This window comes from Pseudomonas sp. P2S-1, from assembly GCF_057197725.1.
The window spans coordinates 641,845-666,635 of record NZ_CM170068.1; the positions used below are offsets into that span (position 1 = coordinate 641,845).

Genomic DNA, 24,791 nt, shown 5'->3' on the forward strand with positions numbered 1-24,791 from the left:
GACTCGTCCGGTTATGGGATATCACTTCCCTTATTGGACTCCTGAATGCGCCGTAACAGTCCCCCGTCGATCCCTTTCCAGCCTCGCTCCCTGTCCCGCGCCGTGTGCCTGGCCCTGGCCCTGGGTGGCGCTGTCGCCAGCCTGCCGGCCCGCGCCGAAACCCCGGTAGCACCGGCCGTAGCCGCCGGCCCGCTGGCCCAGGCCCTGAGCAGTTTCGCCGAGCGCTCCGGGATCACCCTGTCGTTCGCCCCCGATGATGTGCGCGGCCTGAGCACCGCCGGCCTCGGTGGCGGCGGTTCGCTGGAAGACGGCCTGAACCGGCTGCTCAAGGGCAGCGGCCTGGTGGCGCACAAGACCGCCTCCGGCTACGTGGTGCTGCGTGATACCGAGGCCAGCCTGCAACTGGCGCCGACCAGCATCGAAAGCACCTCGATGCAAAGCGCCTTCGCCCCGGTCACCGGCTATTTCGCCAGCAATGCCAGCAGCGCCACCAAGAGTGACCGGCCGATCCTGGAAACCGCGCAGAGCGTCAGCGTGGTCACCGCCGAGCAGATCAACGACCGCAAGGTCAACAAGGTCGAGGACGCGGTGGCCTACAGCGCCGGGGTGCGGGTCGGCAGTTCGGGACTGGACCCACGTTTCGACAATATCCAGGTGCGCGGCTTCGAGACCACCATCGCCGCCGACTTCCTCGACGGCCTGCGCCAGCCCGGCAGCGGCTGGCTGTCGCTGTATTCCACCGAGGCCTACGCCCTGGAGCGAATCGAAGTGTTGAAGGGCCCGGCCTCGGTGCTCTACGGCCAGATCAGCCCCGGCGGGATGGTCAACCGGGTCAGCAAGCGCCCGAGCCTGCTGGCGAAGAACGAAGTGCAGGTGCAGGGCGGCAGCTACGATCACCAGCAGGGCCAGTTCGATATCGGCGGCAAGCTGGACGAGGCCGGCGACGTGCTGTTCCGTACCGTCGGCCTGTACCGCGACTCCGGCTACTCGGTCGACCAGATGGACAACGATTCGCGCCTGCTGGCGCCATCCCTGAGCTGGCAGATCGACCCGGACACCAGCCTGACCCTGTTGGCCCAGTACCAGGAACGCCAGACCGCTGCCTCGCCGATGATGCTCCAGGAAGGCGACCACCTGACCCACTTCTGGCAGGGCGACGAGTACTTCGACAAGCTGCACCAGCGCCAGTGGACCTTCGGCTACGAGTTCGAGCACGCCTTCAACGACACCTTCAGCGTCCAGCAGAACCTGCGCTACGGCCAGGTCAGCACCACCAACCAGTACCTGCAGCCGACCGCGGTCATCGACGGGCATATCCTCGAACGCTCCGCCGTGGGCTTGTACGAGGACATGAACTCCCTGTCTACCGACACCCGCCTGGTCAGCCGCTTCGCCACTGGCAACCTGCACCACACCGTGGTCAGCGGTGTCGACTATGCCTGGCTCGACACCTCGCTGCTCTATGCCATGGGCCCCGCGCCGACCATCGACCGCTGGAACCCCGACTACCACCAGCCGGTGGCCAAGCCGACCTCGCCGCTGGCCGACCAGGACGGCCTCGAACACCGCATGGGCGCCTATGTGCAGGACCAGATCGAACTCGATCAATGGCGCCTGTCCGCCGGCCTGCGCCGCGACTGGGTGCATGTGCGGCGTGACGACAACCTCACCGATATCAACAGCACCACCAGCGACTCGGCCACCACCGGCCAGGTCGGCGTGCTCTACCTGTTCGACAACGGCCTGGCGCCCTATGCCAGCTACGCCACCTCGTTCCTGCCGGTCAGCGGCGTGAACGCCACGGGCCAGCCGTACAAGCCCACCGAAGGCAAGCAGTACGAAGTTGGCGTGAAATACCAGCCGCCGGGCAGCAGCACGCTGTTGACCGCCTCGCTCTACCACCTGACCCAGAGCAACGTGCAGACCCGCGACCTGGTCAACCCGCTGAACAACGTGCAGACCGGCGAGCAGGTGTCCCGTGGGCTTGAGCTGGAAGCGGTGTCCGACGTCAACGACAACCTGCGCCTGACCGCCAGCTACGCCTTCAACGATGCCGAGGTGACCAAGGGCAACAACGGCGACCAGGGCAAGGTGCCGAAGAACGTGCCACGCCACCTGGCCTCGCTGTGGCTGGACTACAAGCTGCCGTTCGGCTTCGGCATTTCCGGTGGTGCGCGCTACACCGGCAGCACCTATGGCGACGCGGCCAACCTGGTGAAGAACGAGGGCTACACCCTGGTCGATGCCGGCGTGCACTACGACTTCGGCGGCGGTCTCGACGGCGTGCGAGTGGGCGTCAATGCGCGCAACCTGTTCGACGAGCGCTTCATCAATTGCCAGGACGGCTACTGCTACCGCGGTGAAGCGCGCAGCGTGGTCACCAGCCTCAGCTATCGCTGGTAAGGGGAGGAACGGACATGCTGCGTACCTGGATGATGAGCCTGACGGTCCTGCTGTTCAGCGGGCTGGCGCGGGCCGAGCCGGTGACCCTAGATGGCACCGAGCAATGGACGATGAAAAGTGCCGAGGGGCGCGAGTACCGGATCATGGTCAGCCTGCCGGAGGGCGATGTGCCCTGGACCGGCGGCTACCCGGTGATCTACCTGCTCGACGGCAATGCCTACTTCCCGGCCTTTCATGCCGCCAAGCGCGCCCAGGACCGCCTGCGCGGGGCGGTGCTGGTGGCGATCGGTTACCCGAGCGACACGCCGCTGGATTTCGTTCGGCGCGCCTACGATCTGTCGCCGCCGGCTCCGGCCGACCGCAACGATCCGCCCCAGGGCGGGCAGGATGTGTTCCTCGACTTCATCGAGAAGCGCCTGATGCCCAAGGTCAACCAGCGCTTCAAGATCGACCAGGACCAGCGCAGCCTGGTCGGCCATTCGTTTGGCGGGATGTTCGCCATCTACACGTTGTTCACCCGGCCCGAGCTGTTCCAGCACTACGTGGCGATCAGCCCGAGCCTGTGGTGGCAGGACCGCTTCCTGCTGGCCCATGAACGGGCGTTCACCGCCAAGGCCCATGCCGGCAAGCTGGACCTGATCCACCGCAGCCTGAGCCTGAGTGCCGGGGACCGTGAAATGCCGCAGGAGATCCAGGATGTGCGCTCGTTGCAACTGCGCCTGGAGAACCTGTCGCAGTATGGTTTGCGCAGTGACCTGCAGATCGAGGCGGGGGAGGACCATGCAGCGATTCCGTTCCGCGTGCCGAACCGGGTGCTGGATGAGCTGATGAGCACGCGGCGCTACTGAAACTTTCGAAATTGTCATCCGCGCCTCACCTTGGCGTTAGCTGTTGCTCCATAGACTGGCTCGCAACAAGGGCCACTTTCCTGGTGCGCCCGGAATGTTCGAGGTGAGTGATGCGGATGCTCAAGGTGATGGCGGTGGCGGGTCTGTTGTCGGCAATGGTCGGCACGGCCCAGGCGGCGGATGGTATGGAGCGGATCCAGGAGTTCCAGGCGAAGTTCCAGGCCGAGCAGGACCGGCTGTGGGGCGATCGGGAACAGCAGGTGGTGAAGCAGGAGAAGGCTGACAAGAAGGCGGATGGTTGAGGTGTTCTTGCGGGCCTCATCGCTGGCAAGCCAGCTCCCACAGGGTTCGGTGGTGTACGCGATCCCTGTGGGAGCTGGCTTGCCAGCGATAGGGCCCTCAAGAGCAATGAAGATCTAGAACGGTACCGCCACCGTCAGTTGGCTATACACATTGGTCCCATTCCCCCCCACCTGATTCCCCCCGGTCGTCTCATCCTTCTTCGGCTGGTACAGGCCGATCACCGGGCTGATGATCAGGTGCTCGTTCACCGCCCATTCCGCATAGAAATCCAGCTCGCGGGCATCGAGATTCAGGGTGTCGCGGGTCCTCAGGGTATGGAAATCAAAGTACAGCGCGCCCACGGTCAGGTTCTCCAGCGGCGTGGCCTTCAGGCCGACATGGTGAATGCCGGTATTGCTGTTGAACGGCCCCGAATAGTTGGCCGCCACCTCACCCTGGAACCAGGTGCCGTAACCGGTGCTCAGGCCGGTGAACAGCGAGTCCCAACCCTGGGAGTAACGGGTATAGCGATAGGTGACCTTGGGCGACCAGGCGACATCAGCGAAGGTATAGCCCGCTTCGGCGTACCAGGCCTTTTCCGGGCCCGCGTCCTTGTCCTGCCAGGCGTATTCGAAGGCGAAGCTGGCATTCTCGATGCCCGCACTGCCTTCGCCACGCAGGCTGTAGACGTCCATGTTCTCCCGCTCTTTCTGGAAGTCGCTGGCCCATTGGTCGACCACGTCGAGGCCATGCACCCAGGTCAGGCCCAGGGTGCCGGCTTCGGCGGTGTAGTCCAGGGTACCCGCCGCCAGTTCGGTTTCGGCCTGGGCGCGGTTGTCGGATTTCAGCCAGACCACGCTGCCGTGCAGGCCGTCCTGGCCACCGAGTTTCAGTACGGCGGTACGGTCGAAGGCATGACGGGCTGCCAGGTAGTAGGCGCCGCCACGGTTCAATGCGCCGTCCGCCGGGCCCTTGCCGAGGTTGGGACCGTCGTCGTTGATCAGGAAGCCGCTACCCAGCTTGACCACCTGACGCCCGGCGGAGAAGTCCACGCCATCCTTGCCCAGGGCCGGAAACAGGTCGCCGGAACGCCAGCCAAGGAAAGCATCCTCGATCTTGGTGGTGCGTTCGGAACCATCGGTATTGCCGGCGGCATCGCCATCGCCCCAGGTCGCCGAGCTGACCAGGTTGAAGGTGCCGTACAAGGTGCCGTTGCCGCCCAGGCCCTGGTCGCCGCTGACCCCGTATTTGATGAAGCCTTCGCGCCAGGTCGAGCCGCCGCTGCTGCCGTCGTAGTTCTTGCGGCTGTTGAACATGCCGTACACCGCGAGCATGTCGGCGTTGAGGTGGGTGTCTTCGTCGGCGTACAGCTCGTAGGCCAGGGCCGGTTGCGCCGCTGCCAGGCTGGCAAGGCTCAGGCCGACGGCCCGGGCCAGTGGTAACAGGCGGTGTTGCTTGTCCATGTGTGCTTCCCCAATGCGGTTCTTGTTTGGCAGATCAGTGGCTATTAGGGCGCTGGCAGTCGGGGCAAGTCTTGTTCGTGGCTGCCAGCGCTTTTGACCGCAATGGCCAGTCTTCAGTCCAGTGCCGCCATGGTTTCCGGCAGCGTTGCGCCGCCATCGACGATCAGGGTCTGGCCGGTGATATAGGCGGCATTGTCCGAGGCGAGGAAGAGCATCGCCGCGGCGATATCCTCCGGCTCGCCGAGGCGACCCAGGGGCACGCCACGGGCGATACGCGCATTGAGGCCGTCGTCGCCCAGGTTGCCCATGGCCGGGGTACGGATCATCCCCGGCTCGACGCCGTTGACCCGCACGCCATGGGCCGCCAGCTCCAGCGCCGCACTGCGGATGAAGCCGTTGACCCCGGCCTTGGACGCGGCGTAGTGACTGAGCCCGGGATAGGCCACCCGCGGCCCGGTGACCGAGGAGGTCACCAGCACATTGCCGCGACCCTGGCGACGGAACAGCGGCAGCGCGCCCTGGGTCAACCAGAACAGCGCCGACAGGTTCACGTCCAGGGTCCGGCGCAGCAGCGGTTCGTCGATCTGCTCGAACGGCGTCAGCGGGAAGTACGCTGCGTTGTGCACCAGCACATCGAGGCGCGGCAGGCCCGCCAGCAGGCCGGCGATGCCCTGGCGGTCGGCCAGGTCGATACCGCTGGCGCTGACCCGGTGGCCCTGGCCATTCAGCTCATCGGCCAGCGCCTGGGCACCGGCCAGGTTGAGGTCGGCGATCAGCACCTCGGCCCCGGCCCGGGCAAAGCCCTCGACGATGGCCCGGCCGATACCCTGGGCGCCGCCGGTGACCAGCACCTGCTGGCCACTGAAATCGAAGCGTGCATTCATGCGTCGTTCTCCATGCGGGTGTAGGCCAGGGTCGGCACGTCGACGATGGTCGAACCACCGTCCGCCGCAATCACCGCCCCGGTGATGATCGACGCCTCGCTGCTGACCAGGAATTGGCACAGCGCGGCGATCTCGTCCGCCGTGGCCGGGCGGCGCAGTGGCACGTCGGCGGTGACCCGGGCGTAGGCCGCATCGAGGTCTTCGCCGTAACGCTCCATCAGCGGCTGCATCTCGGCATCGGCCATCGGCGTGCGCACCCAGCCCGGGCAGACGCAGTTGACCCGCACACCCTGCGGCCCGAAGTCCCGCGCCAGGGAGCGGTTCAGCCCCACCAGCGCATGCTTGGCGGTGGTGTAGCCGCACACCTCCGGCCCCGCCGCCAGGGAGGCGATGGAGCCGAGCAGGACGATGCTGCCGCGCCGCTCGATCAGCAGTGGCAGGCAGGCCCGGGCGCTGTGGAAGGCGCTGTGCAGGTTGCCGCGCATGGCGGCTTCCCAGGCGTCGTCGTCGGTTTCGAGCGCCGTGCCCAGGCCATGCCCGCCGGCACAGCAGACCAGCGCATCGAGGCCGCCGAAGCGGGCGCGGATCTGCTCGACGAAACCGTGCCAGGTGGCGCTGTCGGCGGCATCGCCGGCCAGCACCAAGGCGTTGGTGTCCGCGGCCACCTGTTCCAGTGCCTCGCGGCGCCGGCCAACCAGCACCAGCTGGTCGCCGGCCGCCGCCAGGCGCCGCGCGCAGGCTGCACCGATGCCGCTGCCGGCACCGGTCACCAGCACGGTGCGGCTCATTTGTCGTGGACCGTGGTGTTGATCAGGTTGCAGTAGGACGACACCGGGAAGTTGCTGAAGGCCTCGAAGCCGCCTTCGGCATGGCCGAAGATCTTGCCGTCGCTGCGGTGCTCGCGCAGGTCGATCATCACCAGGCCCAGGGTCGGGATGATCTTCTCTCGCCAGACGAACAGGTACAGCTCGTCGGCAATCTTGTAGTAGTGGCAGCGGTCGGTGTCGCACAGGCCTTTTTCGACCCCCTTGAGGCACTGCCAGGTATAGAAGTTCTCGTTGAGGTAGATGTGCTCGTATTCCTCGGTCGGGCTGTAGCGGTAACGGTTGCGGATACCCACCAGCTCGGTGGTCAGTGCGTGCGGGCAGGCGCCGTCTTGCCATGGGCGGTCGAGGGTGCCGTGGAGGAACTGCGCTTCGACGCAGGTCAGGGCCTTGCCGGACAGGGCGCGGTGGAACATGCCTTGGTGGGTTTCCTCGGCCTCGGGCATGCTGCCGATCACGGCGGTGAAGGACTGGCTCAGGGTGTCCAGGACCAGGGAGATCGACCAGGTCTGGCCGTTCTCGGTCTTGAGGAAGTCCACCAGCACGATGCCCGGACGCACCGAGGTGGCGCGGTACGGCGCGCTGCCCGTGGAGTGGCCGTCGGCGGCATGCCAGTGCAGTTGCTCGGCGTCGAAGCGGTGCTCGATGGACCAGCCATTGGCGAAGTTCAGGGTCATGCGCTGCCCGGCCAGCTCGGCCAGTTGCGGCAGGATAAAGGCTTCGGGGGCGAAACCGTCGGCCAGGGCGCCTACGGAAATCCAGTCGGTATGGGTGGTCATGGGAGGTGGCTCGTTGTTGTTGATTGGAGCCGTGATGGTGCCGGGCAGGGCGGTCGGGCGGTATCAACCGGATGGTTGAGGTGGCGGTATACCAGTCATCTGGCTGTCATAAAGCGGTAGTAATGTGCCATCACTCAGCGGCAGGAATGAATTGCAGTGATCCGCCGGTCTTTTTCCTCTCTCAATGTGCTGCAGTTCCTGCTGCTTTCCTCGTCTGCGGCGATTCTGCTGTTCCTCTGGGGGCTGTTCTTCCAGCAGCAGGCCACGTCCGCGCAGGAAGCGCTGGCCGCCAAGGCCTCCGAACACCTCAACCTGGCCACCATGGCTGCCGAGAACCTCAGTCAGTTGGTGGATCGTGCGCAGACCATCGGCCGTGCCGCCCAGGCCGATATGCGCGACGGTGGCCAGGGCCGCCTGAGCCTGGTGCGCATGCTCGCCGAAGACCCGGTGCTCAAGCGCATGAGCCTGTACCGCGCCGATGGCAGCCTGCTCTCCGCCAGCCACCGCGATGAACCCGGCCAGTTGCCCGAACCCTGGCTGCGTGCGCTGCGCGAACATACCAGCCGCTATGGCTTCAAGCCCTTCCTGCCGCCGCTGGACGCTTCGGCCAAGGATGCCGAAGAGATCAACTGGCGTCTGCCATTCCTGCTGCCGTTGACCGATCCGTCCCGGGGCGATGCCGAAAGCATCCTCCTGGTGCAACTGGATATCGGCTACCTGGCGGTGCTGTTCCAGCATATCGACCTGGGCAGCAGCGGCCTGATGCGCCTGCTCGACAGCGCCGGCCACGAGCGCCTGCGCATCGGCAACAGCGGCGTGCTGGTGGCCGGCGAGACGCTCAAACCGGACCTGCCGGACACCCTGGAGGCCTCCGGTGGCATCAGCCAGTACAGCCTCGACGGGCATTACCAGAGCCTGTTCCGCAAGGTCCTGCCACGGGGCTTCAGCATTGCCGTGAGCCAGCGCGAGGAGGAGATCCTTGCGCCGTCGCAGGCGCTATACGAACGTCAGCTCTGGCTCAACCTGGCCATGACCCTGCTGGTGCTCGGTGGCGCGCTGTGGACCTGGCGCGTGCTGGGCAAGCGCGAGGAAGCTTTCGCCGCCCTGGAGCAGGCCCAGACCATCAACCAGCAACTGATCCAGCGCCTGGAAGAAGAACACCGGCGCAGCAGCCATGCGGCGGCCACCGATCACTTGAGCGGCCTGCACAACCGTCGCCAGTTCATGGAAACCGCCGCGCGGGTGCTGGGCGAGCAGCGCAGCAAGCGGCGCCTGATGGCGGTCCTGTTCATCGATATGGACCGCTTCAAGTCGATCAACGACTCCCTCGGCCACAAGGTCGGCGACCTGCTCCTGCAGGCGGTGGCCGGACGCATCAGCCGGGCCCTGGAACCGGGGGATGAAGCGGCGCGTTTTGGTGGTGACGAATTCGTCGTGCTGCTGGCCGGCAGTCGTACCGAGGAGCAGATCGACCTGTGGGTGCGCATGCTGCTGAACAAGCTGTCGGCCACCTATTCCCTGGACAAGCATGAACTCAACAGCAGCCCGAGTATCGGCGTGAGCATCTGCCCGCGGGATGGCCAGTCGGTGGACGAGCTGATCCGCCATGCCGACGCCGCCATGTACTCGGCCAAGCAGGCCGGGCGCGGGCAGTACCGTTTCTTCGATCCGTCGCTGAACGTGGTCAATGTCGGCGAGTTCGCCCTGGAGCAAGCCTTTGGCTCGGCCTTGAAGGAGCGCCAGTTCGTCCTGCATTTCCAGCCGCAGGTGCGCTTCGACTCGATGCAGGTGGAAGGTTACGAGGCCCTGGTGCGCTGGCAGCACCCGGAGTTCGGCCTGTTGTACCCGGACCGTTTCATCTCCCTGGCCGAACGCAGCGGCTTTATCGTCGCCCTCGGCTGGGAAGTGCTGCGCCTGGCCTGCGAGGAACTGGTGCGCTGGCAGGAAAGGGGGATTCCCTCGGGGCTGGCGGTGAATGTCTCGCCCTTGCAACTACGCCAGCCGGATTTCAGTGCGCGGCTGCTGGAGGAGATCCGCCAGCATGGCGTCGACCCGCGCCGGCTGGAGCTGGAAATCACCGAAACCACGGTGCTCGACGACGAAGGCCAGGGCATCAAGCACCTCAAGGCCCTGCGTGACGCCGGCCTGAGCATCAGCCTCGATGACTTCGGCCAGGGCTATTCCGGGTTCTCCCATTTGCAGGCGCTGCCGATCAACCGCCTGAAGATCGACCGCTCGCTGATCGCCCAGCTCTCCAACAGCCATGACGACAGCCCGATCGTCCTGTCCACCATCATTCTCGCCAAGCGCCTGGGGCTTGAGGTGGTGGCCGAGGGCGTGGAGACCCGCGAGCAGGTGGTCTACCTGCGCCTGGCCGGTTGTGATTATGCCCAGGGCTACCACTTCAGCCGGCCGCTGACGGTGGCCCAGTTGCACGAATACCCTCCCTTCATGGACGCGACGGAAACCGCATGCGAGCACTGACCCGACTGTTTTGCCTGATGTTCGCCACGTTGTTCAGCCTGTCCGTTTACGCCGAGTGCAGGCAGCCCAGCTTGCGCATCGCGGTGATTCCGAAGAAGAGCATGGAAGAGCTGATGAAGGACTATCAGCCGCTGCTGGAGCGGCTGAGCGACACGTTGGGGATTCCGGTGTCCATCGTCCCGGCGTCGTCCTATGAAAGCGTGGTGGATGCGGTGGTCTCCGGTGGCGTCGATATTGCCTGGCTGGGGCCGGCGTCCTATGCGCTGGCGCAGCAGCGTGATCCGCGGATCGAGCCGTTCGCCAGCCTGGCGATCAAGAATGGTTACTTCACCCCGGCGGGGCATCACTATCAGGCATTGCTGCTGGCAAAACGCGAGGTTGCGGGAGATCTTGAAGCCTTGCGCGGCAAGCGGGGGGCGCTGAGCGACCCGGCTAGCACCTCGGGCAGCGTGGTGCCCAATGTCGAGTTCGCCGCCCAGGTGGGCATGCCGTTGTCGCGCTTCTTCGGTTCGGTGGCGTATTCCGGGTCCCATGACAAGTCAATGGACGCCTTGCTCGAAGGGCGGGTGGATGCGGCGTTCGTCGCCAGCGTGCGGGCCGATGCCTATCTCAACAGCGGCAGGATCACCCGGGACACCTTCAATGTGCTCTGGCGCTCGGAGCGGATCTACTACGACCCCTACGTGTTCCGCGGCAATCTCTGCGCCGAGTACAAGGCGCTGATTCGCAAGGCGATGCTGGAGAACCAGGACGGGCTGGCGGCGTTCCTCGCGTCCCAGGACGCCAGCAGCATCGCCCCGGTGAGCCGCGCGGAATATGCGCCGCTGGTGCGGATGATGGAGACGCGGCCAGGGGGCTGAGTGGTCAGGTGCGCCACCAGGCGGGCTGGCAGTCTTCGAAGGAATGGTATTCGGGCTTGAGCTCGGGGCCGCTCGGGTCGTCGAATCCGCCGACCAGCAGGGCGATCACCGGTTCGTCGTCCACCGCGCCGAGGGAGCTGCCGCAACGCGGGCAGAAGGCGCGGCTGGAATAGTCCGAGGAGCGGTAGAGGGCAGGGGCGCCGCCTGGGCCGGTCCATTCGATACGGTCCCGGGGGAATTCGACCCAGAGTGTGGTGAGGGCACCGCTGTGCTGCTGGCAGTTGCGGCAGGAGCAGGTGTGGGGCTTCTCGGCGGGGCCTTGGGCGCTGTAGCGGATGAAGCCGCAGAGGCAGCCGCCTTGGTAGGTGGTTTGGGGCATCGGGGCAGTCCTTTGTAGGCGAGCTGGGAGATTAGATCAGGATTATGTGTTGCTGCTAATGGCCTCATCGCTGGCAAGCCAGCTCCCACAGGGTTCTGCGGTGCACGCGATCCCTGTGGGAGCTGGCTTGCCAGCGATGAGGCCATCAGCAGCGCCGGAAAACTAAAGGAACAACACCCCCACCAACTCCGTCCTGTTTCTCACCCCCACCTTGCGAAACAGATTGATCAGATGGGTCTTCACCGTCGGCAAGCCCAGTTCCAGTTGCCGCGCCAGGGTCTTGTTGCAGGCTCCGTCACGCAGCAGCAGGGCGATCTCCCGCTCCCTCGGCGTCAACCCGCCCAGCCGGTCCGACACGGCTACCGGCAACTGCCGCGCTGCCATCTGCATCAACCCGTGCAGCGGCAACAGGCGCTCCAGCTCCTCGACCCTGAACGCCCCCAGCGAACCATCCCGCAACAACGAAACCCCTGCCGCCAGCCGCCCGTCGACCCAGGCCATGATCTCCACCACATCCACCACCCGGTGCTGGTCGAGAAAGCCGAGGTACTCACGGCCATGGGCCGCATCGTGATGAGCCAGCCCCTGGCGCAGCGAGACCACCGGCAAGCCGATGGCCTTGCAGTTGTCCGGTTTGAGCGGGTCGAGATGGCGGTAGTGTTCCAGATAGCGGTGGTGCATCGGCGGCTGCATGCCGAGCAACTGGAAATCGCAGGCCAGCAACTGCTTGTCGACCCGATAGAACGCCGCCAGGCTGGCCGGCACCTGCTGGCTGAAGGCGTGCAGGCAGTAACGCCCGAGCTCTTCCGTGCTGACGCCGTTCATGCGCCTTCCAGCAGCGCGCGGACCTTGTCCACGGCGGCGCGGGCGCAGTTCACATCCATGGCCTCGGACGCCCCCGAGACGCCGATGGCACCGATCACCTGGCCCTGATGCACGAACGGCTCGCCACCACCGAACAGCGCCAGGTCCGCCTGCAGTGGCAGCCCTTCGCGTACCGCCTGCGAGGTCTTCTGCAGGCGCTCTTCCCACGCCGAGGTGGGCACGCCAAACCCGGAAGCGGTCCGTGCCTTGTTCAGGGCGATGGTCTGGCAGGGCCTGGGCGCGCCGTCCATATGGGCGCTGTGGATCGGCTGGCCGCTGGCATCGAGGATCGCCACGCTGACCCGCACGCCAGCCTGTTCGGCGAAGTCCACGGCGGCGCCAAGGGCCTGCATGGCCAGGCGCAGGGTAATGGTCGGTTGCTGACGCAGCAGGTCGCTCATGGGGCGGATTCCTCGAGGGTGGATTCAGGACGGGCACGCAACAACAGTTGCCAGAGGCAGTACAGGGCCAGCAGGGCGGCGGCGATATGCATCGCCCAGGGACCGCCGATATGGGCGGCAAGTATTCCGGCGAGCAGGCCGCCGATGGCATCGAAGCCGAAGCGGGTCGAGGTGTAGATAGACACCACGCGCCCGCGCAGCGCCTCCGGGGCCTGGCCTTGCAACAGGATATTGGTGCCGACGTTGTTTATGGTCACGCCGAAGCCGAGGATCAGCATCGCCAGCAACGACAGCGGCAGGCTGCGGCTGCTGGCGAACAGCAGCAGGCCGAGGGCGCTGGCGATCGCGGAGAACAGGATCAGTCCGCGCAGGCGCTCGCTGCTCTGGTTGCCGGCCAGCAGCACGGTGGACAACAGCGAACCCAGCCCGGCAGCACCCCACAGCCAGCCCAGGGTGCGCGCGTCGCCGGCGAAGATATCGTGGACGAACACCGGCAGCAGCACGGCATAGGTGGAGGCGGTCAGGTTGACCATCAGCACACCGAAGATCAGGCCGCGCAACGAGGGCGAGGCCAGCACGTAGTCGAGCCCTTCGCGGAACATGTTGCGCATGCTGCCGCTGGCCTTTTCCCCCGGTGTCAGGCGGATCAGCAGCAGGCCGAGGATCAGCCCGCCATAGGACAGCGCATTCAGAGCGAAACACAGCGCCTCGCCGGTCAGCGCCAGGAGCAGGCCTGCGAGCGGCGGGCCGATAAAGCGCGAGCAGGTGAACAGCATGGCGTTGAGGGCCAGGGCATTGGGCAGGTCGTCGCGGTCGTCCACCAGGCGGCTGAGCAGGGACTGGCGCAGTGGCGTGTCCACTGCATTGAGGATGCCCAGGGTGGTGGCGAGGATCACGATCAGCGTGGGCGTGATCAACTCCAGCCCGGTCAGCGCCGCCAGCAACAGGGCCTGGGCACCGAGCATGGCTTCGACCTTCATCAGCAGGCGGCGCTTGTCGTGGCGGTCGATCCAGGCCCCGGCGATCGGGCCTACCAGCAGTTGTGGGAGCAGGGTAGCGCAGGTGGTGATGCCCAGCAGTGCGGCCGAGCCGGTCAGGCGGTAGACCAGCCAGGACAGGGCCACGGTTTGCACCCAGGTGCCGAGGGTGGACACCGCATGGCCGATGAAATACAGGCGGAAATTGCGGTGGTGCAGGGAGCGCAGCACGGCGGGCCAGCGGTTGGGGCGGGATTGTTGCTCGGGTTTCACGATACGGGATGCCATGGCCGGAGGAAGAACGGGCCCGCCCGACTTTACCCGCTTGCGCCTGCGCCGTCTTGACCCAGCCTGTCGTGGGCATGTGTCTGCCTGCCAGGCACGGCGCGCCTCTGGCAGCGACGGTCAAGTGCCCGGCACCCGTATGCAAGACGTAACCGGCACAATCCGGTCAACTCGGTGTTTTTCACTGCCGAACGGTGTGCACTGATGTTTTTCAGGAACGATCATTGGGTGCGGGAGCTGGAGCCTTTGCTGGCGCGGATCAGTCAGGGCCAGCTGTGGGGCGATGTGGAAACGCCGCAGTTGCAGCGTCATCCGGCCGTGCTGGCAGCCTTGCGCGAGCTGGCCATGGCCCGTCAGCAGGATGGCCGGCAGCTCGACGAGGTGCGCGCCCTCGGCAGTGACCTGAGCCAGCAGGTCGAGCAGGCCCGGGGCCAGAGCCGCAATGCCGAGGCCGAGGTGCAGCGCCTGGAGCAGCGTTGCAGCGACCTGCAGGCCTTTGTCGGCGAACTGGAGCAGCAGCTCGATGCGCACCGCCAGCAGGCGGCGATCTGGGCGCAACTGGAATCCACCATCACCGAGGGCACCTGGGACATCAAGGTGGCCCAGGGCGACCTGCAGCACCCGGACAGCCATATGCGCATCTCCAACCAGTTCCGTGCGGTGATGGGCTATGGGCCGACGGAAATGCCGGATGGCTGGGACACCCAGGTCGGCATCACCCACCCGGACGACCTGCCGCAGATCATGGCGATCTTCGACCGCGAGATCCTCAAGCCGGGGGCCAGTGGCGAGTACGTGTTCGAATACCGCATGCGGCACAAGGTTCGCGGCTACATCTGGTGCCGTGAGCGCGGCTGTGCGGTGCGCGACGAGCGTGGCGTGCTGGTGCGGGTGATCGGCGCGGTGCGCGATATCAGCGACGAGCGCAGTGCCCAGGCCAGCCATGAGCAGATGCTCTCGCAGAATCAGACCACCTACGCGCAGATCGCCACGGTGGTGGGGGTGATCAAGAGCATTGCCGAGCAGACCAACCTGCTGGCGCTGAATGCCGCGATCGAAGCGGCCCGGGCCGGGGAGGTGGGGCGCGGGTTCTCGGTGGTGGCGGAGGAGGTGAAGAAGCTGGCGGAGAGTACCCGGCAGGCGACGCAGCAGATTCAGGCGATGTTGAGTGACAGATAAGAGGTGTGTTGTCTGTGATGGCCTCATCGCTGGCAAGCCAGCTCCCACAGGTTCAGCGGTGCTCTGGGGATTGTGCTGTGCCTGTGATGGATGCATCAGGTACAGCACAGGTTCAGCGGTGCACGCGATCCCTGTGGGAGCTGGCTTGCCAGCGATGAGGCCATTACAGTCAACACAGCTATATCTCACTGTTAATTGGTTATTTTGAACTCCGGATATTCCTTCCTATAGTGCCTCGCCTATAACTCGAAAAGGATATTCCATGTTTCGCCGTCTTGTTCTTGCCTCGGTGCTGGTTGCACTTTCCGGCTGTGCCAATACCCAACTTCCCGTTCACACAACCCACCCTGAAAGTTCAACTTTGCAAGGCGACCCCAGCCGTCCTGCCCAGGCCGCCTGGCAGCGCACCGAATTGTATTTCGCCCTCGGTCGACTCGAGGGCGGCAAGGAGGTGATCAGCGAATCCCGCTGGCGCGAATTTCTCGACCAGGAAGTGACCCCGCGCTTCCCCGATGGCTTCAGCGTGCTGAACGCCTACGGCCAATGGCGGGATCACGGGGCGAAGGAACCCGAGCGCCTGGACACCCGCGTCATCGTGATCCTGCATCCCGACACCGCCCAGGCCGGCAAGGATATCGAGGCCATTCGCCTGGCCTGGAAACGGATTACCGGGGACCTGTCGGTACTGCGCCTGTCACAGCCGGCGCAAGTCTCCTTCTGAAAACGCATCAGGGGACCGAAGTCCCCTGATTGTCAGAATCCGTAAGTTACCCGGGCATAGTAATAAGCTCCGTTGGTGCCGATCGGCGATAGCACGTCATACGGCAAGTTACCCCCATAGTTGATGGTCGAACTCGAACGCTCCGGATAGTTGTCGGTGATGTTGTTGCCGCCCACGGCAATATCGAAGGTCGGGGTGAACTTGTACTGCACCTCCGCATCCAGTTGCCATACCGCACCATAGGTCTGCTCCGGCTGGCTGTCGCCGAAGTCGAAGACCCGGGTGGTCTCGCCCTGGCGGGTCAGGCGGCCGAGCAGGCCCCAGTGCTGGCTGGTCCAGTTGGCCGAGACCACGAAACGGTCCTTGGGCGCGGCGTCGGTCAGGGTGTTGCGCTCCTCTACACCCACCAGTGCATCGTTGCCGATACCCAGGGCGGTGAGCTGCGAAGGCGTGCCCTTTGTCTTGGTCACTTTGGTGTGGTTCCAGGTGTAGGCACCGGTCAGGGTCAACTGGCCGTCGTAGAACGGCTGGCGATAGTTGAGCACCAGTTCGGCACCATCGGTGCGGGTGTCGGCGGCGTTGGTGAAGAAGTTGACGTCATGCACCCCGGCCACGCCGAAGGTGTCATTGATGTATTGCTCCAAGGCGTCGCCACCGATGCGCTGGGACAGGGTGACGCGGTCCTTCACGTCGATGCGGAACAAGTCCAGGGACGCATCGAAGCGCTCGCTGAGCTGGGCGGTGATGCCGAGGCTGAAGTTCTTCGAGGTTTCCGGGTCGAGCTTTTCCGCACCCAGGGCCCTGGCAATCGGGTCGTTGACCGAGAGCACGCGCACATCGGTGAGGGTGCCGCCATCGCCGAAGTTGCTGGTGGTGTGCTGGAAGCCGATCTGCGCCAGGGATGGCGCCCGGAAGTTGTTCGAGACCGCGCCACGCAGCGCCCATTGCTCGGTCAGGCGATAGCGCCCGCTGAGCTTGCCGGTGAGCTTGCTGCCGGCATCGTCGTAATGCTCCCATCGCGTGGCGGCATCGACGAACAGGCGGTCGGTGAGGTCGCCGGACAGCTCGGCATAGGTGCCGAATACCTTGCGCTCCAGGTCGGCTTCCTCGCTGGGGCGCAGGCCGTTGGCACCATCGGCGCCGCTGCCGAAGTACGACGCTGGGTCGCCGGCCGTGGTCAGGTAGTTTTCGTAGCGGTATTCACCGCCCACGGCCAGCACGAAGGAGCGCTCGGCCAGGCGCAGTTCACGGCTGAAGTCGAGGTTGGCGGTGGTCTGGCGCAGCTCGTAGTCGCCGGTGTCGAAGCGGGTCGGCGAGTCGGCGCCGAGGCTGACGTTCAGGGTCCGCCGGCTTGCCGATTCGAAGCGGTTGCGGCCGTGGGTCAGGCTGCTGTCGAAGTCCCAGCCAGCGCCCAGCAGCCCTTTGAAACCGGCCGTGGCGGAGAGGTCCTGGTTGGTGCCGAGGGATTGCGGCAGGTAGCCATTTGGGTAGAACTGCGGCTGCTCGTAGGGGTAGCGGTAGAACTGCGCGCCGGTGGAATGGCGCTCGTTCCAGGTGCCGAAGGAATACAGCTCGCGCTCGCCCAGGGGCAGCGAGCTGTTGAACCACAGGTTGACGTCCCGCGTCGAGCCGTCGCCCATCACATAGTTGCGCTGGTTTGGCGTGCTGTCGAAACCGTCGAAACCGGCGCGGTTGGTCGGGTTGCGCTCCTTGTACTCGGCGCCGCCGCGCACGAAACCGCCATCCTCGCCCAGGCGCACGCCGCCCTTGGCCGTGGTCAGGCTGTTCTGGCCATCGGTGGTGGTGCGGCCGATGGCGTCCTGGTGGGTGTGGTAGGCGCCGTAGGTAGTGGAGACCTCACCACCCTCGGGGGCGTCGTCGAGGATGATGTTGATCACCCCGGCGATGGCGTCCGAGCCGTACTGCGCCCCGGCACCGTCGCGCAGCACTTCGATGCGCTTGATCGCGCTGATGGGGATCGAGTTGAAGTCCACCGGGGCGGTGCCGCGGCCGATCTTCGAGGAGTCGTTGACCAGCGCCGAGGTGTGCCGGCGCTTGCCGTTGACCAGCACCAGCACCTGGTCCGGGCTCATCCCGCGCAGTTGCGCGGCGCGGATATGGTCGGCGCCGCCGGAGTTGGACTGGCGCGGCATGCTGAACGACGGCAGCAGGGTCTGCAGGGCCTGGCCCAGTTCACCGTTGCTGGCGCCGGTGGCCTTGAGGTCGGCGGCGGTGAGCACGTCCACCGGTACCGGCGAGTCCAGCACGGTACGCGCCGTGCCGCGGGTGCCGGTGACCAGCACCGTGTCCAGGCGCTCGGCGTCTTCGCCGCTCGGCAGGGTGTCTTCAGCCTGGGCGTTTATCTGGAAAAGTGCAGAGGTTATCGCAAGTGCAAGCAGTGAAAGTGGGCGGTGTTGCATGGCAGCGCTCCTTGAACAGCGGGCAATACCGTCAACGGCCGACCACTTCGAAGGTGGTCGGGCAGGGCAGTACCGCAGCCGTTTTTTAGTTGTGATTGAAAGTGCAGTTGAAGCGGGGAGGCGCCGCTGTATGGCAGAGGCGTTGCACGCAAGTGTTCAGGGTTCGGGGTTCAGTCCACCTTGGGAATCCATGCCGGGCTGGCAATCGCCGCGCTGTCGCCGAACGCGGGTACCTTGCGCGCCAGGTCGCGGACGTTCTTCACGTCCAGGTCCAGCAGCTGCTGGCGGCTGATCAGGGTCGGCGGCACCAGCAGGCGCTGGCCCGGGTTTTCCCCGGCGATCAGCATCGCCAGGCTGCGCACGCTGATGGCCCCGGCCACCTGCGGGTTGATCGCGGCGGTGGCGGTCCAGGCGCTGTCGGGTTCCTTCATGATCTGGATATCGGCGGTGGAGATATCGGCGCTGTAGATCCTGATCTTCGAGGCACGGCCCGCCTCATCCACGGCGATCTTGGCGCCTTTGGCGAACTCGTCGAAGGGCGCGAAGATCACGTTGATCTCCGGGTTGGCCCGCAGCACGGCGCTGGCCTGGTCGGCCACGGAGTTGGCGACGGGCGGGTTGAGGGTGCCGAAACGGGCCTTCTCGACGATACCCGGGTGGGCCGCCTTGACCTGGCGCCAGATCTCGTCGCGGCGCTCCATCGGGGTGAAGCCGCTGATATAGACGTAGCCGGCGTTGAACGCCGGGCCGTTGTCCTGCACGGCCTTGTCCAGGGCCAGTTGGGCGATGGCGTGGTGGTCCTGTTCGATCTGGGTGACCCTGGGGTTGTTCAGGTCGACATCGAAGGCCACCACCTTGATGCCCTTGGCCACGGCCTTTTCCACCGAATCGCGCAGGGTTTCCGCCAACCCCAGCTGGACGATGATGCCGTCGACACCCAGGTCTATGGCCCGCTCGATCATCTCGCGCTGGCTGGCCGCCTGCTGCCGGGCATCGAAGATGCGCAGCTTGACGTCGAGGGCGGCAGCCTGTTTTTCCACGCCTTGCAGGTAGGCCTCGGGGAAGTCGCCGGAGAACAGGTAGCCGACCAGGGCGATCTGCACCTCGCCCTTGTCGAAGGGCGCGGGCGCGCCGGGCAGGCCCTTGGCCTGGGCTTGCCAGCCCAGGCCGGCGAGCAGTACCCCGGCGAGGAGATGGCGCACGAAACGTTTGGGTGATGGGTTCATGGAGGGTCCTTGCGAGTCGATGAAGTCAGCGGGTCTGCCGGGCGAGGCCGAAGGTGAAGATCAGAGCCAGCACCAGGACCAGGCCCTTGACGAAGTCCTGGGCGTAATAGGGCGCGTTGAGCATGGTCAGGCCGTTGAGCAGGGTGGCGATCAGCACGGCGCCGGCCAGGGTGCCGAAGGCATTGGCCTTCTTCGCGCCCAGCACGGCGAAGCCGATCAGCGCCGCGCCGAGGGCATCCAGCACCAGGCCGTTGCCGGAGCTGACATCGCCACGCCCGAGCCGGGCGGCCAGGAGCAGGCCGCCGACCGCGGCGAGCAGGGCCGAGAGCACATAGGCCAGCAGCTTGTAGCGCTGCACCGGGGCGCCGGCCAGGCGCGCCGCCTGTTCGTTGCCGCCGATGGCGTAGAACAGCCGGCCGATCCGTGTGCGTTCGAGAAACAGCCAGACCGCCAGGGCCAGCACCGCAGTGACCAGCACCGGGACCGGCACCGTGTCCCACAGCCGGCCGCGGCCCAGGGCGAGGAATGCCGGGCTGAACACGCCCTCGGTCTCTTCGCCATCGGGCAGGGTCATGCCCACGGCAATGGAGCGCCCGCCGGTAGGAATCAGTTGCACGCCGATCACCAGGAACATGCTGCCCAGGGTGGCGAGGATGTCCGGGATGCCCATGCGCACGATCAGCCAGCCATTGAGCAGGCCGACCAGCGCGCCTCCGGCCAGGCTGATGGCGATGGCGGGCAGCGGGCCCCAGTCCAGCACCACCATCACGTAGCTGGCGATCATCAGGCTCATGGCCGCCACTGCGCCGATGGACAGGTCGAGGCCGCCCACGGCCATGGTCAGGGTCACGCCGAGGGCGAGCAGGGCGACGATGGACACTGACTGGAGAATGATGAACAGGTTGCTGACCTGGACGAACGCCGGTTCGAGCAGGCTGAACAGCAGCACGATCAGGCCCAGCACCAGCAGCAGGCCGTAGTGGATCAGGGCGTCCAGCCAGCGCCGGGGCACGGGCTGGCGTGAAGGGGAAAGCGAATCAGGCACGCGCGGTACTCCTTGGTGTTTGCGGTGTCGGGGCGGCGCTGCCGGCCAGCTCGGCCACCAGGGCGTTGCGGCTCAGGTCGGCGCGGGGGTATTCGGCGACCACGGCAAAATCCCGCACCACCAGGATGCAGTCGGCGATTTCCAGGGCTTCGTCGATATCGGCGCAGATCACCAGGGTCGCGCGCTGGCCGGCACCATCACGGAGCAACCGGCCGATCTCGCGGCGGGCGCGGATATCCACGCCCTGGAAGGGTTCGTCGAGGATCAGCAGGCGGGCGTCCTGCAGCAGCCAGCGGCCGATCACCACCTTCTGCTGGTTGCCCCCCGAGAGGCTGGTCATGGGCGCGTCGATGCCGGCGGTCTTGATCCCCAGGGCGCTCACCTGCGCGGTGACGGCGGCGGCTTCGGCGCGGCGGTCGATAAAGCCGGCGCGGCTGAAGCGCTGGAGGAAGGGCAGGGTGAGGGTTCGGCGCAGGGAAAAGCCCGGTACCAGGGAGCCAGCGGTACGGTCTTCCACGGCGAGGAATACCCCGGCCCGGATTGCGTCCCGGGGCGAGCGCGGCTGCCATGGCTGGCCGTCCAACTGCAGGCTGCCGGCAGCGGGGCGACGCAGGCCGAACAGGACCTCGGCAATCTCGCTCTTGCCGGCCCCGAGCAGACCGGTCAGGGCCACCACCTGGTTTTCGTGCAGGCTCAGGTCGAAGGCCGGGGTCTGTGGCAGCAGGCGTAGGCCGCGCAGGGTCAGCACTTCGCGGCCCGGCAGGCGGGGCACGAAGCGGTGGGCGTCGAGCGCCGCGCCGAGCATTGCCTCGATGGCCTCCGGCAGCTGTTGCGCGGTGAATTCGCCGACCAGCCGGCCATCGCGCAGGACCAGCGCGCGCTCGGCGATGCGCTGCAGGTCCGAGAGGCGATGGGAGATATACAGGATCGCCACGCCGCGCTGGCGCAGTTGCCCGATCAGTTCGAACAGGCGCTCTGCCTCGGCTGCCGACAGCGCCGCGGTGGGTTCGTCGAGGATCAGCAGGCGCGGTTGCAGGGCCAGGGCACGGGCCAGCACTACCAGTTGGCGTTCGGCCTGGCCGAGCTGTTCGATGGGCGCGTGCAGGGGCAGGTCGAGGTTCAGGCCGGCGGCGATGGCCGCCGCCCGCTGGTGCAGGCGGCGGCGTCGTACCCACGGGCTTGCCTGGGCCTGGCTCAGTTCGTCCAGCACCAGGTTCTCGGCCACGCTCAGGCCCGGCACGATGCCGTCGTTGACATGCTGGTGCACCGCGACGATCCCTACCCGACGCGCGACCAGGGGCGAATCGAAGCGCTGCACCGTGCCTTGCACCCGCAGCTCGCCGCCGTCGTGGGGCTGGCTGCCGGCGAGGATCTTCACCAGGGTGGACTTGCCCGCGCCATTGGCACCGAGCAGCGCGACCACTTCACCGGGGAAAACCTGCAAGTCGACCCGGTCGAGCGCCCGCTGGGCGCCGAAGTCCTTGCTCAAGGCGCGCAACTCGACCAGCGCCTGTGGAAGTTTCATAAGAACGTCCTGAACCAATGAATGGTGGCGATTAAATTCACTGGTCGACTAAAAATCAAATAGCCAGATCGTATGGAAAAAGTTTTCCGGTTATATGTGATTGAGTAACTGTTCAGGGGTGAACAGTTGATCAACAAAGTGTGTTGGGCATGACAGGGGCGTGTTGTTCGATAAGCATAAGTACCGGTGATGCGGTTATTAAAAGTGCGTCGTAATCCATAAAAATCATCGAGTTAGTGACGCTGATAAGGCATGGCATGTCGCTTGCTATCGCTCTTGCTCAATTTCCTGAAATTTATTTTTCAACTAAGCGAGCGGCGATTTTAATTGCGCCGAGCCACTGCCCAATGAAAGGAAGCAACATGAGCTCCACTGCCGTTAGTTACGAAACCCTGCGTCAGCGCTTTGCCGAAAGTTTCCAGCGGATTGCCGATACCGCCGTGCACCGCGAGAAGCAGCGCGAACTGGCCTTCGACGCGGTGCGCTGGTTGCGCGAAGCCGGTTTCGGAACGTTGCGCGTGCCTCGGGCGCTGGGTGGACTGGGTGCGAGCATCCCGCAACTGTTTGGCCTGCTGATCGAGCTGGGCGCAGCGGACTCCAACCTGCCGCAGATCTTCCGTGCCCACTTCGGCTTCGTCGAAGGCCGTCTTTCCAGCCGTGATCCCGTGTCCCAGGCCCATTGGCTGGGCAAGGTGGTGGACCACCAGCTATGGGGCGCGGCCATGGCCGAGCGCAGCGGCAGCACCGGCATCACCGTGGCGCTGAGCCCGCTGGAAGCCGGCAATGAACAGGCCGGCTGGCGCCTGGACGGCGAGAAGTACTACTCCACCGGCACCGTCTATGCCGACTGGATAGCCGCGGTGGCCCTGGCCGGCGACGATTTCGTCAGCGTGGCACTGCCGGTGACCGCCGAGGGTGTCAGCGTGGTGGATGACTGGGATGGTTTCGGCCAGCGCCTGACCGGCAGCGGCACCACCCGCTTCGAGGCCGTACGCGTGCCCAACGAGCATGTGATCCGTCGCTACAAGCCTGACGAAGTACGGGCCGAGTCCTACCTGACCGCCTATTACCAGTTGTTCCACCTCGCCACCCTGGCCGGCATCGCCAAGGCCGTGCTGCGGGATGCCACGGCCTTCGTGCAAAGCCGCACCCGGGCGTTCGGTTTCCCCGGCGAGGCCAGTCCCAAGGATGATCCGCTGGTGCAACGGGTGATCGGCCGCTTGTCCAGCCTCGCCTGGTCGGCGCAAACCCAGGTACTGGCGGCGGCCGAGCGGGTGCAGCAGGTGTTCGATGCGGAGCAGGGCGGCTACGCCGAAGAGCATCACTACACCGACGCGGAGGTGGCGGCGTTCCAGGCCCAGCAGATCGTCATCGGCCAGGTGCTGGAAGCCACCACGCTGCTGTTCGAGGTGGGCGGCGCGTCTGCCACCAGCGAGAACCGGCGCTTCGACCGTCACTGGCGCAATGCCCGGACCCTGGCCTCGCACAACCCGGCGATCTACCGCGAGCGGGTGCTGGGCAACTACCACCTCAACGGCGTGACCCCGGACCAGGCCTGGCTGGCCCAGCAAAGCACCGGCAATGGCGTGCGCGACGAGGCCAGTGCGGTATGAGCGGTCGTCGTGAAGGGCAGATCAGCATCGGTCTGAATGTCCTCGGCTTTGGCGCCCATCCGGGTGCCTGGCGCAAGGCGGAGGCGGGGGCGACGGCTCATCTGGATATCGCCCATTACCAGGACATCGCCCGCATCGCCGAGCGTGGCTGCCTGGATGCCGTGTTTCTCGCCGACTGGTCGGCCTTGAGTGGCGACCCGGCAAGCCAGCCGGTGGGCCATCTCGATCCGGTGGTGCTGCTCAGTGCCGTGGCGGCGGTGACCCGGCATATCGGGGTGATCGCCACGGCGGCCAGCACCTACAACGATCCTTTCGGCACCGCCCGGCGCTTCGCCTCCCTCGATCATGTCAGCCGGGGCCGCGCCGCCTGGAACCTGGTGACCAGTGCCAGTGACGAGGCCGCGCGCAACTTCAGCCTGCCCGGGGTGCCGGGCCATGCCGAGCGCTATGCCCGGGCCGAGGAGTTTCTCGAGGTGGTGCTCAAACTGTGGGACAGCTGGGAAGACGACGCGATCATCGGTGATGTTGCCGGCGGGCGATTCGCGGACCCGGCCAAGGTCCGGCCTGTCGACTTCGTCGGCGAGCATTTCGCCGTTCAAGGGCCGTTGAACGTGCCGCGTTCGCCACAGGGGCGACCGGTACTGGTCCAGGCTGGATCGTCCGAGCCGGGCAAGGTCCTGGGATCGCGCTATGCCGAGGTGATCTTCACCACCCAGACCACCCTCGACGCCGGCCAGCGTTTCTATCGCGACATCAAGGAGCGGGCCATACGCTGGGGGCGCAACCCCGCGCACCTGAAGATCATGCCTGGCCTGGCCACGGTGATCGGCAGCACCGAGGCCGAGGCCCGGGCGCGTTTCGACGAGCTGAATGCCTGGCATGGCGAGGAGGGATTGCTGGAACGGGTGGCGGCGCGCTTTGGCCTGGCCGCCAGCGAACTGGACCCGGACGGGCCGCTGCCCTGGGCGCGGATCGGCGAGGTGGCGGGGTTCGAGCGCGGCTCCCAGGGCTTCCTTGAAGCGCAACTGAACCTGGCCCGGCAAGAAAACCTCAGCATCCGCCAGTTGTCGCGGCGCATCCTGGTCGGCCATCGCCTGCTGGTCGGTACTCCGGAGCAGGTCGCCGACAGCCTGGAAACCTGGTTCCAGGCCCATGCCGCCGATGGCTTTAACATCATGCCGGACGTCTTTCCGTCCGGTATCGAACGCTTCGTCGATGAAGTGGTGCCGCTGCTGCAACGGCGCGGGCTGTTCCGTCACGAATACCGCGGCAGCACCCTGCGCGAGCACCTCGGGCTGCCGTTTCCGGACAATCAATATTCCAGCTAGG

The 24,791-nt window shown here is 65.9% G+C and carries 20 protein-coding genes and 2 pseudogenes; 10 read left to right on the top strand and 12 right to left on the bottom strand.

The genetic code is table 11. From position 1 onward, the window contains the following. Positions 1–45: 45 nt before the first annotated feature. From AC2CQI_RS03025 to AC2CQI_RS03035, 3 genes are all read left to right on the top strand, one after another. Complete coding sequence (locus tag AC2CQI_RS03025; RefSeq protein ID WP_484579120.1) at positions 46–2,403, top strand: TonB-dependent siderophore receptor; 2,358 nt, start codon at positions 46–48, stop codon at positions 2,401–2,403. A 14-nt stretch (positions 2,404–2,417) separates the two neighbouring features. Continuing rightward, positions 2,418–3,251 (top strand): alpha/beta hydrolase, encoded by an 834-nt coding sequence (locus AC2CQI_RS03030; protein WP_484579121.1) that lies wholly within the window; start codon positions 2,418–2,420, stop codon positions 3,249–3,251. Positions 3,252–3,367: 116 nt separating this feature from the next. Continuing rightward, positions 3,368–3,553, top strand: coding sequence for a hypothetical protein (locus tag AC2CQI_RS03035; RefSeq protein ID WP_484579122.1), 186 nt, complete (start codon positions 3,368–3,370; stop codon positions 3,551–3,553). A 114-nt stretch (positions 3,554–3,667) separates the two neighbouring features. Here the strand turns inward: AC2CQI_RS03035 and AC2CQI_RS03040 are convergent, their stop codons facing one another. From AC2CQI_RS03040 to AC2CQI_RS03055, 4 genes are all read right to left on the bottom strand, one after another. Further along, positions 3,668–4,996, bottom strand: a complete 1,329-nt coding sequence (locus AC2CQI_RS03040) for an alginate export family protein (protein WP_484579123.1) — start codon at positions 4,994–4,996, stop codon at positions 3,668–3,670. A gap of 113 nt (positions 4,997–5,109) precedes the next feature. Continuing rightward, complete coding sequence (locus AC2CQI_RS03045) at positions 5,110–5,880, bottom strand: SDR family oxidoreductase (protein ID WP_075805583.1); 771 nt, start codon at positions 5,878–5,880, stop codon at positions 5,110–5,112. After that, positions 5,877–6,668: an SDR family NAD(P)-dependent oxidoreductase gene (locus AC2CQI_RS03050; RefSeq protein WP_484579124.1), complete on the bottom strand. Its 792-nt coding sequence runs from the start codon at positions 6,666–6,668 to the stop codon at positions 5,877–5,879. The genes AC2CQI_RS03045 and AC2CQI_RS03050 overlap by 4 nt, the downstream gene beginning before the upstream one ends. Next, positions 6,665–7,483 carry a molybdenum cofactor biosynthesis F family protein gene (locus AC2CQI_RS03055; RefSeq protein WP_484579125.1) on the bottom strand — a complete coding sequence of 273 codons (819 nt, stop codon included), beginning with the start codon at positions 7,481–7,483 and terminating at the stop codon, positions 6,665–6,667. The genes AC2CQI_RS03050 and AC2CQI_RS03055 overlap by 4 nt, the downstream gene beginning before the upstream one ends. Positions 7,484–7,639: 156 nt before the next feature. Between AC2CQI_RS03055 and AC2CQI_RS03060 the strand changes: the two genes are divergently transcribed. Next, a complete protein-coding gene (locus AC2CQI_RS03060; RefSeq protein WP_484579126.1) occupies positions 7,640–9,967 on the top strand; it encodes a putative bifunctional diguanylate cyclase/phosphodiesterase in 2,328 nt (775 codons plus the stop codon). Continuing rightward, the gene (locus AC2CQI_RS03065; RefSeq protein WP_484579127.1) at positions 9,955–10,827 is read left to right on the top strand and encodes a phosphate/phosphite/phosphonate ABC transporter substrate-binding protein; all 873 of its coding nucleotides are present in this window, start codon (positions 9,955–9,957) and stop codon (positions 10,825–10,827) included. Before AC2CQI_RS03060 ends, AC2CQI_RS03065 begins: the two co-directional genes overlap by 13 nt. 4 nt (positions 10,828–10,831) lie before the next feature. Here AC2CQI_RS03065 and AC2CQI_RS03070 read toward each other — a convergent pair whose 3' ends face one another. The 4 genes from AC2CQI_RS03070 to AC2CQI_RS03085 all read right to left on the bottom strand — a co-directional run bounded on the left by AC2CQI_RS03070 (position 10,832) and on the right by AC2CQI_RS03085 (position 13,736). Then, positions 10,832–11,206 carry a GFA family protein gene (locus AC2CQI_RS03070; protein WP_484579128.1) on the bottom strand — a complete coding sequence of 125 codons (375 nt, stop codon included), beginning with the start codon at positions 11,204–11,206 and terminating at the stop codon, positions 10,832–10,834. Between the two features lie 162 nt (positions 11,207–11,368). After that, entirely contained in the window at positions 11,369–12,031 is a 663-nt protein-coding gene (locus AC2CQI_RS03075; RefSeq protein WP_484579129.1) for a helix-turn-helix transcriptional regulator, read from the bottom strand. After that, positions 12,028–12,471 (bottom strand): GlcG/HbpS family heme-binding protein, encoded by a 444-nt coding sequence (locus AC2CQI_RS03080; RefSeq protein ID WP_075805590.1) that lies wholly within the window; start codon positions 12,469–12,471, stop codon positions 12,028–12,030. The genes AC2CQI_RS03075 and AC2CQI_RS03080 overlap by 4 nt, the downstream gene beginning before the upstream one ends. Next, on the bottom strand, positions 12,468–13,736 hold the full coding sequence (locus AC2CQI_RS03085; protein WP_484579130.1) for an MFS transporter: 1,269 nt from the start codon (positions 13,734–13,736) through the stop codon (positions 12,468–12,470). The genes AC2CQI_RS03080 and AC2CQI_RS03085 overlap by 4 nt, the downstream gene beginning before the upstream one ends. Before the next feature lie 681 nt (positions 13,737–14,417). Between AC2CQI_RS03085 and AC2CQI_RS03090 the strand changes: the two are divergent. From AC2CQI_RS03090 to AC2CQI_RS03100, 3 genes and pseudogenes are all read left to right on the top strand, one after another. Continuing rightward, a pseudogene (locus AC2CQI_RS03090) lies at positions 14,418–14,576 on the top strand (PAS domain-containing protein); the annotation flags it as partial. Between the two features lie 138 nt (positions 14,577–14,714). Next, positions 14,715–14,900: pseudogene (locus AC2CQI_RS03095) on the top strand (methyl-accepting chemotaxis protein); the annotation flags it as partial. Between the two features lie 274 nt (positions 14,901–15,174). Then, positions 15,175–15,633 carry a DUF3574 domain-containing protein gene (locus AC2CQI_RS03100; protein WP_075805593.1) on the top strand — a complete coding sequence of 153 codons (459 nt, stop codon included), beginning with the start codon at positions 15,175–15,177 and terminating at the stop codon, positions 15,631–15,633. 32 nt (positions 15,634–15,665) lie between these two features. Here AC2CQI_RS03100 and AC2CQI_RS03105 read toward each other — a convergent pair whose 3' ends face one another. The 4 genes from AC2CQI_RS03105 to AC2CQI_RS03120 form a co-directional block, all read right to left on the bottom strand. Beyond that, positions 15,666–18,053 (bottom strand): TonB-dependent receptor plug domain-containing protein, encoded by a 2,388-nt coding sequence (locus AC2CQI_RS03105; RefSeq protein ID WP_484579131.1) that lies wholly within the window; start codon positions 18,051–18,053, stop codon positions 15,666–15,668. 170 nt (positions 18,054–18,223) lie between these two features. Beyond that, complete coding sequence (locus AC2CQI_RS03110) at positions 18,224–19,279, bottom strand: substrate-binding domain-containing protein (RefSeq protein WP_484579132.1); 1,056 nt, start codon at positions 19,277–19,279, stop codon at positions 18,224–18,226. A gap of 25 nt (positions 19,280–19,304) precedes the next feature. After that, complete coding sequence (locus AC2CQI_RS03115) at positions 19,305–20,324, bottom strand: ABC transporter permease (RefSeq protein WP_484579133.1); 1,020 nt, start codon at positions 20,322–20,324, stop codon at positions 19,305–19,307. After that, positions 20,317–21,849 carry a sugar ABC transporter ATP-binding protein gene (locus AC2CQI_RS03120; protein WP_484579134.1) on the bottom strand — a complete coding sequence of 511 codons (1,533 nt, stop codon included), beginning with the start codon at positions 21,847–21,849 and terminating at the stop codon, positions 20,317–20,319. The genes AC2CQI_RS03115 and AC2CQI_RS03120 overlap by 8 nt, the downstream gene beginning before the upstream one ends. 362 nt (positions 21,850–22,211) lie before the next feature. Between AC2CQI_RS03120 and AC2CQI_RS03125 the strand changes: the two genes are divergently transcribed. Further along, positions 22,212–23,462 carry an acyl-CoA dehydrogenase family protein gene (locus tag AC2CQI_RS03125; RefSeq protein ID WP_484579135.1) on the top strand — a complete coding sequence of 417 codons (1,251 nt, stop codon included), beginning with the start codon at positions 22,212–22,214 and terminating at the stop codon, positions 23,460–23,462. Next, positions 23,459–24,790, top strand: coding sequence for an LLM class flavin-dependent oxidoreductase (locus tag AC2CQI_RS03130; protein WP_484579136.1), 1,332 nt, complete (start codon positions 23,459–23,461; stop codon positions 24,788–24,790). The genes AC2CQI_RS03125 and AC2CQI_RS03130 overlap by 4 nt, the downstream gene beginning before the upstream one ends. The last annotated feature ends 1 nt before the right edge of the window (position 24,791 follow it).